Annotated in this window: 7 protein-coding genes; 3 read left to right on the forward strand and 4 right to left on the reverse strand. The window is 73.4% G+C overall.

All coding sequences use genetic code 11. The annotated features are described in order from the left end of the window. Positions 1-99: 99 nt before the first annotated feature. The 4 genes from GMA12_RS16575 to GMA12_RS16590 form a co-directional block, all read right to left on the reverse strand. Entirely contained in the window at positions 100-3,111 is a 3,012-nt protein-coding gene (locus tag GMA12_RS16575) for a glycosyl hydrolase family 65 domain-containing protein (protein WP_156270606.1), read from the reverse strand. 58 nt (positions 3,112-3,169) lie between these two features. Further along, positions 3,170-4,366 (reverse strand): phosphoglycerate dehydrogenase, encoded by a 1,197-nt coding sequence (gene serA, locus GMA12_RS16580; RefSeq protein ID WP_062737079.1) that lies wholly within the window; start codon positions 4,364-4,366, stop codon positions 3,170-3,172. 74 nt (positions 4,367-4,440) lie between these two features. Continuing rightward, the gene (locus tag GMA12_RS16585) at positions 4,441-7,005 is read right to left on the reverse strand and encodes an MMPL family transporter (protein WP_156270607.1); all 2,565 of its coding nucleotides are present in this window, start codon (positions 7,003-7,005) and stop codon (positions 4,441-4,443) included. A gap of 86 nt (positions 7,006-7,091) precedes the next feature. Next, entirely contained in the window at positions 7,092-7,724 is a 633-nt protein-coding gene (locus GMA12_RS16590) for a TetR/AcrR family transcriptional regulator (protein WP_156270608.1), read from the reverse strand. Positions 7,725-7,998: 274 nt separating this feature from the next. Here GMA12_RS16590 and GMA12_RS16595 point away from each other — a divergent pair, with 274 nt between their 5' ends. The 3 genes from GMA12_RS16595 (at position 7,999) to GMA12_RS16605 (ending at position 11,323) form a co-directional block, all read left to right on the forward strand. Next, complete coding sequence (locus tag GMA12_RS16595; protein ID WP_162459984.1) at positions 7,999-9,189, forward strand: M14 family zinc carboxypeptidase; 1,191 nt, start codon at positions 7,999-8,001, stop codon at positions 9,187-9,189. Positions 9,190-9,422: 233 nt separating this feature from the next. Then, positions 9,423-10,160, forward strand: coding sequence for a response regulator (locus tag GMA12_RS16600; RefSeq protein WP_156270609.1), 738 nt, complete (start codon positions 9,423-9,425; stop codon positions 10,158-10,160). Continuing rightward, complete coding sequence (locus GMA12_RS16605) at positions 10,157-11,323, forward strand: sensor histidine kinase (protein ID WP_240898918.1); 1,167 nt, start codon at positions 10,157-10,159, stop codon at positions 11,321-11,323. Before GMA12_RS16600 ends, GMA12_RS16605 begins: the two co-directional genes overlap by 4 nt. Positions 11,324-11,552 lie beyond the last annotated feature (229 nt).

Consider the following 11,552-nt stretch of genomic DNA (forward strand, 5'->3'; position numbering starts at 1 on the left):
GGCGGGCCGCTCACGGCCGGACCGCGGGGGAACGTGCGGTGACCGGGGAACGACATTCCGGTGTCCGGGGCGGGGGCTCCGCACCGGGCGGTGCCGAGATCAGCCATCGTGCACCTCCAGGGGGAACTGCCTGATCTGCCCGGCGGTCAGCTCGTGCACGTGGCCGTCCACGCTGACCCGCACGGGCGCCGCGGTGCCGGGCGCCAGGTAGAGCCGCAGCAGGGTGCGGGTCAGCTCCACCTGGATCGGCTGGTCCCGGTAGCTGATCGAGAAGGACACCCGGGGCAGCTCCGGCGGGATGGCCGGGTGCAGCCACAGCATGTCGTCGCGGATCTCCAGGCCCGTGTAGCAGCGGGTGAGGATGTCCACGGAACCGGCCATCGCCCCCAGGTGGACGCCCTCCCGGGTCGTGTCCCCCTGGGCGTCGAGGAGGTCGCTGTCCAGGGCGCGGGTCAGGAAGGACCAGGAGCTGCCGCGGTCCCGGCGGGCCTCGACCCAGGCGTGCACCACGTTGGAGAGCGTGGACCCGTGCGAGGAGCGGTCGCAGTAGAAGGCCACGGTGGCCCGGACCGCCTCCGCGGGGAAGTCGTAGCCCAGCTGCCCCAGCAGCTCGCGCAGCTCCTCGGCGGAGAAGAGGTACAGGAGCATCAGCACGTCCGCCTGCTTGGCCAGCCGGTAGTCGTTGGTGGACAGCCCCTCGGCGTCGAGGATGAGGTCCAGCCGCCCGATCCGGCCGTACCGGGCCCGGTAGTCCGCCCAGGAGAACTCCGGCAGGTCCTCGTAGCCCTCGAACTGCGCGATGACGCCGTCGGCCAGGAACGGCACGCGCAGCCGGGTGCGGATCCGGTCCCAGCGGGCGAGCTCGTCCTCGTGCAGGTCCAGTCGCCGCCACAGGGGCCCGCCGTAGTCCCGGCCGAGGCGCTCGACCATCTCCACGGCCCGGGTCAGCAGCCACGCCGTCATGACGTTGGTGTAGGCGTTGTTGCGCAGCCCCGCGCCGGGCGCGCCCGGGCGGCCGTCGTGGAACTCGTCGGGGCCCATCACCCCGGTGATCACGTACCGGCCGTCCTCGGGGTCGTGCACGGCCAGGCTCGCGAAGAACCGGGCGATCTCCACCAGCAGCTCGGCGCCCTGCTCCAGGAGGAAGCGGGTGTCCTCGGTGGCCTGGTAGTACTGCCACACGCTGTGGGCGATCGCCAGCCCCACGTGGCGCTGGAGCCGGGAGTGGTCGGGGATCCACCGGCCCGTGCGCGGGTTGAACAGCGCCCGTGGCGTCTCCTCCCGGCCGTCGCTGCCGCTCTGCCAGGGGAACATGGCGCCCTCGTGGCCGGCCGCGCGCGCCGCCGCCCGGGCCTCGGGCAGGCGCCGGTACCGGTAGGCCAGCAGCGCCCGGGTCCACTCGGGGCGGCGGAGGGTGAGCATGGGGTAGACGAACATCTCGTCCCAGAAGATGTGGCCCCGGTAGCCCTCGCCGTGCAGGCCGCGGGGCGGGACGCCGGCGTCCAGGTCCGGGTGCGCGGCCGCCACCGACTGCAGGACGTGGAAGGTGTTGAGGTTCACGGCCAGGCCCTGGCGTCCGCCGGCGTCGGTGGCCACCGCGAAGGCCGACCAGAGGGCCTGCCAGGCGGCCACGTGGGCGCCCAGCAGCTCGTCGAAGCCGCCGGCCCGCTCCAGCAGGGTGGCCGCGGCGAGCGCGGGGGTGGAGACGGCGCGGTCCCGCGAGGTCACGAGCGCGGCGACCTTCTCGACCCGCAGGGGCGCGCCCGGGCTCATCCGCAGGGTCAGCTCGTGGCCGATCACGCCGGGGGCCGGGCGGCAGGGTCTGCGGGCGTGCGTCGGGTCCTCGGCCCCGTGGCGCAGCACGCGGGTGCGGGCGGCCACGGCGATGCGGATCCCGGACTGGGCGGTGGCGGTGTCGACCAGCACCGTGCCGCGGCCCAGGTCCAGCAGCGCGGGCTCCTCCAGGTGGCGTCCGGTCAGCGGGGAGTCCGCGGCGACGTTGTGGTTGTCGACGTCGCCGTCCACCAGGCTGCGCACGGTCAGCGTCCCGCTCCAGTCCTCGGCCTCGAACACGCTCTCCTGGCCGGCGAGGTGGCGCTGCTCCTGGGAGACGAACCGGCGGGTGGTCACGCGGGTGGTCCGCCCGGCCTCGTCGCGGAAGCGCAGGGTGCGGGTCAGCACCCCGGTGCGCAGGTCCAGGTCCTGGTGGTGCTCCAGCACGTTCGAGGGCGTGGGGGCGAACCAGTACCCGTCCTGGACGCGGTACTGCAGCAGCAGCCAGTTGGGGGCGTTGACGAGGTCCTCGTGCTCCACCGTGCGGCCCTCGACCTCCTGGTGCAGCCGGTCGTAGACGCCCGCGAGGTAGGTGCCGGGGTAGTGGGTGCCGTCGGCGCGGAACTCGCACGCGGCCCCGCGCACGGCCTGGTACCCGTTGCCGAGGGTGCACAGCGCCTCCCGCAGGTCCTCCTGCGGGGGATCCAGGCACGAGTAGGTGAGGTTCCACGGGCTCTCCCCGCCCGAGCCGCCGCCCCAGCCGGGGTCGCCGGGCCCGGTGCGCACCGGGATGTCCAGGTCCTCCAGGCTGTCCACCACGAGGTGGGCGCCCGCGGCGAGCAGCGGGCCCCGCCGGGCCGCGCCATCCAGGCCGACCACGAGCCCGAAGCCGTGGCGCACCGCGGTGCGGACCAGGCGGCTGCTGTCGCTGACCACCACCGTGTGCTCGGGCTCGACGGCCAGCCGGCGGGCGGCGAGCAGCAGGGACGCCGCCGGCGGGTGCCGGTCCGGGCCGCCCGCCCCCGCGGCCCGGTCCGCGGGGGGACCGGCGGGGACCACGATGTCCGCCGGCGGGTCGGCCGGCAGCTCCGGGTGGGCGGTGACCAGGGCGGTGAGCACCCCCTCGGCGCGCAGCCGGGCGAGGAGCGCGGCGGCGTCGGCCCGGTGACGGGGGTGCAGGGCGCCGGCGCCCGGGCGTATCGGGACCGGGCCGGCCTCCTCGCCCGGGCGGGCGGCGTCCGCGGGGCCCGGTGCCGTCCCCGCGGGAGCGAGGGCGAGCACGACCGCCCCGTAGGTGCTCCTGCCGTGGCCGGCGGGCTGCTCCTGGACACCGCTCATGCCGTCATTGTGCCACCTGCCCCCGTCACGCGACCGGGGCCGTGCGCCTGACGGGCCTTCAGTTGATGGTGCTGAGGCGGATGGTCTCCGGCAGGGCCAGGATCTGCTCGATCACCTCACGGGTCACACCGTTGGCGGCGTCCGTGACCAGGTAGCCGGTGTCCCCGCGGGTGGACAGCTGCTGCCGGTCGATGTTGATCCCGTGGCTGCCCAGGACGCTGTTGACGGTCGCGAGCACGCCCGGCACGTTGCGGTGCAGGTGGAGCATGCGGGTGCCGTTGACGGCGCTGTTGAGCTGGACCTGCGGCATGTTCACCGACAGGGTCGTGGAGCCGGAGGTCACGAAGGCCGAGAGCTTGCCCGCCACGAACCGTCCGATGTCCACCTGCGCCTCCTGCGTGGAGCCGCCGATGTGCGGGGTGAGGATCACGTTGGGCAGGCCCTGCAGCACCGAGCTGAACGGGTCGCCGGCGGACTTGGGCTCGTTCGGGAAGACGTCCACGGAGGCGCCGGCGATGTGCCCGCTGACGAGGGCGTCCCGCAGGGCGTTGTAGTCCACCACCATGCCGCGGCACAGGTTGAGGAACAGGGAGCGGGGACGCATCCGCTCGAACTGCTCGCGGCCGAACAGGCTGTCGTTGCCGGCCCGCCCGTCCACGTGCAGCGACACGGTCTCGACCCGCTCCAGCAGCTCCTCGAGGGTGTCGCAGCGCTGGGCGTTGCCCAGCGGCAGGCGGTCCACGATGTCGTAGTAGTACACGCGCATGCCGAGCGTCTCGGCGAGCACGGAGAGCTGGGAGCCGATGTTGCCGTAGCCCACGATGCCCAGGGTGCGGCCGCGGACCTCGTGGGCGCCCGTGGCGGACTTGTCCCACACGCCCTCGTGCATGGCCTGGTTCTTGTCGGTCAGGTGCCGGGCCATCGAGATGATCTCGGCGATCGCGAGCTCCACCACCGACCGGGTGTTGGAGTACGGGGCGTTGAAGCACGTCACGGCGTGCTCGGTGGCGGCCGTGAGGTCGATCTGGTTGGTGCCGATGCAGAACGCGCCCACGGACAGCAGCTCCGGGTGGGCGTCGAACACCTCCCGGGTCACCTGGGTCTTCGACCGGATGCCGAGCAGCTCGACGCCGTCGAGGGCGTCGATGAGCTCTTCGGTGTCGAGGGCGCCCTTGCGGGTCTCGACCTCGATGCCCTTCTCGTTGAGGATGCGTTCGGCCTCGGGGTGGACGTTCTCCAGCAGAAGTGCTTTCACAATGGTCCAGTCTATGACTCCGGCGCGGAGGACGACGACGTGGGCCGTCACCTCCGCGCCGGGTGTGCTGCAGGTCACCGCACGGCGACGGGCTCCCGGGCCTCCTCGGCACCCGTGCGCGCCGGGGCGGGCTCCTGGGGAGCCGTCCCGTGGCCGCGCTCCAGGGACTGGCCCTCGACGTCGACGTCGGGCAGCGCCCGGTCCAGCCAGCGGGGGAGCCACCACGCCCGGTCCCCGAGCAGGTGCATGGCCGCGGGGATCAGCGTCATCCGCACCACGAAGGCGTCGACGAGCACCCCGAAGGCCAGGCCGAAGCCCAGGGGCCGGACCATGGCCATGTGGGAGAAGACGAAGCCGGTGAACACCGAGATCATGATGATCGCCGCGGCCGTGACCACGGCCCGGCCCGCGTCGAGGCCCTCCCGCACGGCGGCGCGGGCGGAGCGGCCGTGGACGTAGGCCTCCCGCATCCCGGAGACGAGGAACAGCTGGTAGTCCATGGCCAGCCCGAACAGCACGCCCACGAGCAGCGTGGGCAGGAAGCTGAGCACCGGACCCGGGTCGTGGACGCCGAAGACGGCGCCCAGCCAGCCCCACTGGTAGATGGCCACCACGGCGCCGAAGGCCGCGAAGAGCGAGAGCATGAACCCGGCGGTGGCGATCACCGGGACGAGGACCGAGCGGAACACCAGCACCATGAGCAGCAGGGACAGGCCCAGCACCACCGCCAGGTAGACCGGCAGCGCGGCGGCGAGCTTCTGCGAGACGTCGATGTTGCCGCCGGTCACGCCGGTGACGCCGATGCCGACGCCGTACTCCTCCTCCAGGGCGGGGGAGAAGGCGCGGAGGTCGTCGACGAGGTTCTCGGTGGACTCGGCGGCCGGGCCGTCGGCGGGGGTGACCTGGAGGACCGCGGTGCGCCGGTTCTCGGAGAGTCCGGCCGGGACGACCGAGACGACGTGCTCCCGCTCCATGAGCTCCTCGCCGACGGCCACCTGCAGGTCCGCGGCCTCGGCCGCGTCGGTGCCCTCGGGCAGGTCCGCGACCACCAGCACCGGCCCGTTGGCGCCGGCCCCGAACTTCTCGTCGATGATCCGGTAGGCCCGGTACTGGGTGGAGTCGGCCGGCTCCGAGGAGGCGTCCGGCAGGCCCAGCCGCATCGAGGCCGCCGGGAGGGCGACCAGCACGAGGGCGGTGACCCCGGCCAGCAGCGTCAGCACCGGGCGGCGGGTGGCCACGCCCTCGCGCCGCTCGCCGCGGTGCGCGGGGGCGCGGGCGGCCCGCTCCCGGGCCCCGGCCGAGAGCAGCCGGTGCCCGGCCAGCGACAGCAGCGCGGGGGTGAGGGTGACGGCGATCAGCACGGCCACGGCCACGCACACCGCCGCCGCGGTGCCCATCATCCCCAGGAACCCGATGCCGGTGACGTTCAGGGCGGCCAGGGCGATGATCACGGTGAGCCCGGCGAAGACCACCGCGTTGCCCGAGGTGCCGGTGGCCAGCCCGATCGACTCGTGCAGCCCCACGCCCCGCAGCAGCTGCTGGCGGTGCCGGTTGAGGATGAACAGCGAGTAGTCGATGCCCACGGCCAGCCCCAGCATGAGCCCGAGCATGGGGGTCACCGAGGTCATCTGCACGATCCCGGAGAAGGACAGGGTCGCCAGGGCGCCGATGCCCACGCCGGTCAGGGCCGTGAGGATGGGCAGGCCGGCCGCGACCAGGGTGCCGAGCATCACCAGCAGCACCACGGCCGCGATCAGGACGCCGATCACCTCGGCGGGACCGAGGAGCTGGGAGATGTCCTGGGCGATCTCGCTCGAGTACTCGACCTGGACGCCGTCGATCGGCACCTCGTCCACGGCCGCCTGCAGCGCCTCCTTGTCCTCGGCGGTCACCGCCTGCTGCTGGGCGGTGAAGGTCACCACGGCCATCGCCGCGGTCCCGTCCTCGGAGACGGTGCGGGTGTCCTCGGCCAGGGCCAGCAGCCGCTCACCGCGCGCCACCTCCGGGGCGCGGGCCCCGAGCTCCTCGGCGCCGGCCTCGAGCTCCGCCCGGTTGCGCTCCAGCTCCGCGCGCCCGTCGTCGAGGGCCTCCTGGCGCTTCTCGAGCTCGTCGAGCACCGGGGCCGGGGCGTCGGCCCGCTCGGCCTGCTCGCGGGCGGCGTCGAGCTTCTCCTGGTTCTCCTCGAGGGCGGCCTCGGCGTCGTCGAGCTGCGCGCGTCCCTCCTCGAGCCGGTCCTGCCCGTCGGCCAGCTGCTCGCGGCCCTCGGCGAGCTGCTGCTGCTGGTCCTCGCGCTCCGCCTGGGCGGTGAAGGGGTCGAGCACGCCGTCGACCCCGGCGGAGTCTCCGGCGGCCACCAGGGCCGTGCCGATCTGTTCCCGCTGCTCGGCGGTGAAGGGCTTGCCGGACTCCGTGCGGAAGACGACGCGCCCGGTGCCGTGCCCGGCGTCGGGCAGCTCGTCCTGGAGGCGGTCGGACAGCCGCTGGGTCTCGGTGCCGGGGATCGTGATCGCGGTGGTCAGCTGGCCGCCGGCCACGGCGAAGGCGCTGCCGGCGATGACGAGCACGGCCGCCCAGGCCGCGATCACGGTCCAGGCGCGGCGGGCGGCGAGGCGCCCGAGTCGGTACAGGAATTGGGCCATGGCTCTTCTCTGTCGGTCGTCCCGGGACGGGGCCGGGGAGGAGTGGAACGGGTGGGGAAAGCGTGCGGGGTGGACGCTGCGGCGGTTCAGCCGGCGAAGCCGTGCCGCAGGTGCTCCACCGCGGTGCGCAGGAGGCGCTGCCAGACGAGCCGGCTGCCGGGCGTGTCGGCCGCGCCGGTCTCCGCCGCCCACTGCGTGAAGGCCACCTCCATGGCGTTGATCAGGGAGCTGGCCAGCAGCGCCACGGTGAAGGGGTCGGAGTGCGGGTTGCGCCGGGCCACCTCGTCCGTCAACCGGGCCGTGACGTTCTGCAGGACCTCGTGGCCCCACATGATGGTGGCCGGGTGGTTCTCGCCGGTGCCCACGAGCCGGGCGATGCGCGAGAGGGGCCGGACCAGGTCGGTCCGCTCGATGACGTCCGCCAGCTGCTCGAAGACCGCGCCCGTGCTCGGGGCGTCGGGCGGCGGGGTGGCGTCGGCGAGCTCGACGAAGTCGTCGACGATCACGCCCAGCAGCTCGCTGCACCGGGCGTAGACGGCGTCGTCGACCGAGGCGAAGTGGTTGAAGATCGTCCGCCGCGAGACGCCGGCACGCTCGGCGAGGTCCTCGACGGTGAACCGGCCGAGGCCGCGCTCCTCGGCGAGGTCGGCGGCGGCGTCCAGGATGGCGCGGCGGTTGGCGGACTTGACCTGGCGCCGGCGGTCGTCGGAGTGCAGCACGTCCTTACACTAAGTGCAACGTTGCACGGTGTGCAACTGTCGGCGCGCCGCCCGGGCGGCCGGACGGTCGGGGGGCGGGCCCGGTGCCCGGACGCGGGCGGCGGCCGTGGACGATCCGCGCGCGGAAACAGGGCTACCGAGCAGTACTTCTGCTGTTGCGCCCCGGGCGGTGACGGGTGTGTGCGATCGTGATTAGCATCACCAGCACCCCGTGCCGGCGCCGACCACCCCAGGGACGCGCCGGCAGCACCGCTCACTCCCGGAGGACCAGCACGTGATCCCTCAGCACCACGACCTCGCGACCCCCCGCCCCTCGGACCGCCCGCGCCGCCGGCGCCGGACCGCGGCGGCGCTCGCGCTCGCCGTCGCCCTGCCCCTCGGTGCGGCCGCACCCGCCGCCGCGGACGCGAACTTCCCCTCCACGGAGGGGCGGACCAACATCTCCAGCATCCTGACCCCCGACGACGTGGTGCGGGAGCTGCAGAAGCTCGAGCGGACCAGCCGCTACGGCGTGGACGCCTTCACCCTGGCGGAGGCCGGGATGGAGGTGAGCACCTCCGAGCAGGGCCGGGACCTGTGGGTCGCGACCGTGGGCTCCGGCGAGGAGCACGTGTGGCTCCAGGGCCGCATCCACGGCAACGAGCCCTACGGCACCGACGCCCTGCTGACCCTGCTCAAGGACCTCGGCAGCAACGGCTCGGCCGAGTACGAGCTGCTGCGCGAGAAGTTCACCTTCCACATCATCCCCATGTACAACCCGGACGGCGCCGAGGCCAACATCCGGCACACCGTCCTGTGGGACCAGGTCTCCGGCGCGCCGGAGGGCGGGACGCCGCAGCGCATCGACCTCAACCGCGACTGGACGGCCGAGGGTTTCGCGGCCGACGAGTCCCGCGCCTTCTACGAGTACTGGACGACCGTCGACCCGGCCTGGGGCGTGGACCTCCACCACCAGGGCCTCAAGATGCAGTACGGGACCGGCGACGACGTCACGCTGTCCCTGGGCATCTCCCTCGCCCCCGGCGGGCCGACCCTGCCGGGGATCGAGGGCGGGGCCTACGACCGGCTCACCCGGCAGATGAACGTCCACGTCTACGACGAGCTCTCGAAGTACGGCTCCATCAACATCGACCGCTACCAGGTGGGCGGCAGCTACGAGATCGACATCAAGGGCGGTGTCGTCTCGGCGATGATGCTCGGCCTGGACCACGGCGGGCTCAACCCCGAGGGGCACTCCCACCCGGTGGTGTTCTTCGAGACCTCGGGCAACTCCTCGGACGGCAGCCTCGGCCAGAAGGCCCGCGGCAAGAGCGTGCAGCAGAACGTGCTCGCCCTCCAGGAGCTGCTGCTCGGACTGGCCACCGGCGAGGTGCAGCAGGAGGACCCGGAGCGCTGGGACGAGATCCCGCACGCCCCGGTCACCGGCTACCAGACCGACTACGCCGGGGTGATCCCGGTCGGCTGAGCCCGGCCGGCCGGACCCGCGCCCTCGGGCGCGAACGGGAAGGAGCGGGACGCCTCTCGGGTGTCCCGCTCCTTCTGCCGTGCTCTCCGTCGACGGGTCTGGTGGACGGTTCCGTTCCACGGGAGGATGAGGGTCATGGGAGCACCGGCGACCATCGAGGGCGAACCTGTCCGGGCCCGCCCTGCGTTGCCGCCGCCCTGAGCGGTCATGCACTTCCTGTGAAGGAGAGGTCAATGTCCACGACGCCGGCGGGCCGGGTCCTGGTCGTCGACGACGAGACGGATCTGGCGCACCTGGTCCAGGGCTACCTGGTCAAGGCCGGGTTCGAGGTCACGGTCCGTCACATCGGCACCGAGGCGCTGGAGGCCGTGCGCGAGCACGGCCCGCACGTCGTGGTGCTGGACCTCGGCCTGCCGGGGATGGACGGGGTCGAGGTGTGCCGGCAGGTGCGCACCTTCTCGGACTGCTACATCCTCATGCTCACCGCCCGCGACGACGAGGTGGACAAGCTCGTGGGCCTGTCGGTGGGAGCTGACGACTACATGACCAAACCGTTCAGTCCCCGCGAGCTGGTGGCCCGCGTGCAGGTGATGATGCGGCGGGTCCACCAGGCCGCCTCCGGCCCCGCCCTCGGGCGCGGCGCCGGAGCGGCGGAGGCCGCGCCGGGCTCGCACAGGATCGGGAGCCTGGTCGTCGACCGGACGGCGCGCGAGGTGCACCTGGACGAGCACCCGGTGGCGCTGACCCGCATCGAGTTCGACCTGCTGGCCGCCCTGGCCGCCAATCCGCAGACCGTGCTCAGCCGCCGTCAGCTGGTCGAACTGGTCTGGGACACCCACTGGACCGGGGACGAGCACCTGGTGGACGTGCACATCGGGCGGATCCGCAAGAAGCTGCACGACGAGGCCACCGCTCCCCGCTTCATCCACACCGTGCGCGGGATCGGCTACCGGATGGGCAGCGGACGATGAGCACCGCAGCGCCGACCACGGGGGCGCAGCCCGTCACGGCCGGGGTGCCGCGGCACTGGGGCAGCCTGACCGCGCGGATGATGCTGGCCCAGACCGCGGTGCTGGCCGCCGGGCTGATCACGGTGATCGTCACGGCCGCGCTGATCGGCCCCGCCATGTTCTACCGGGAGCTGCTCCTGGCCGGGCACGCCGACGAGGCCACCGGACTGGTCCACCTGCAGGACGCCTTCCGGGAGGTCGGGCTCACCGCGATGGCCACCGGGGGGATCCCCGCCCTCTACATCGCCGGGCTGCTCAGCTTCTACCTCCACCGCACCGTCGGCCGCTCCCTGCGGGCCTTCACCTCCGCGGCCCGGCAGGTCGCCGACGGCCACTACGACGTGCAGGTGCCCACGACCGGACTGGGCAAGGAGTTCGACGTCCTGGCCGTCTCCTTCAACGACATGGCCGCCCGGCTCGCGGCCATCGACACCACCCGCCGGCAGATGCTGGCGGATCTCGCCCATGAGATGCGCACTCCACTGGCCAGTCTCAAGGGCCATCTGGAGGGCATCGAGGACGGGGTCGTGGATCTCGACGAGCGCACCCAGGCGATCCTGGCCGCCCAGATCGCCCGCCTGGAGCGTCTGGCCCGTGACATCCGGGAACTCACCGTGGCCGAAGAAGGCATGACCCGGCTGCACCCGTCCCCGGTGGACCCGCAGCACCTGGTGGTCCAGGCAGTGGCCGGCATCCACCCGGCCGCCACCGCCAAGGACGTGGCCGTGACGACCTCCAGCACCGGACCGGGCCCCGGACCGGTGCTCCTGGATCCGGAGCGGATCGGGCAGGTGCTCGCCAACCTGCTGGAGAACGCCCTGCGCCACACCGGGCCCGGCGGGCACGTCCACGTGCACACCGAGCAGACCGATCACGCCCTGAGCATCACCGTCGCCGACGACGGGGAGGGCATCGCGCCGGAACACCTGCCGCACGTCTTCCAGCGCTTCTACCGCGCTGCCCCGGGGCGCGAGCACGACCGTGACCGCAGCGGGTCGGGACTGGGCCTGGCCATCAGCAAGGCCCTCGTGGAGGCCCACGGCGGGACCCTGGAGGCCGCCAGTCCCGGACCCGGCCAGGGGGCCAGCTTCCGCCTGTTCCTGCCCGACCGTTCCGGCAGCTGAGCAGCGCACGCACGAGGACCGCGGGACCGGCGGGCGCGCGCCGGGCCCGAACACCGTGCGGGGCGGAGAGCTAGGTCCGGTGGGCGGGGGCGCCGTGCAGCACCGCCCGGCGGGCGGCCTTCACCGCCGAGCCCACGACCTTCTCCAGCGGTCCCTGACCCACCAGGGTCTGCCACACCAGGGCGAACAGTGCGGCCACCACCAGGTGCAGGAGGAACCACTGGTAGGG

It is taken from the genome of Kocuria sediminis (assembly GCF_009735315.1).
Taxonomy (GTDB): Bacteria; Actinomycetota; Actinomycetes; order Actinomycetales; family Micrococcaceae; genus Kocuria; species Kocuria turfanensis.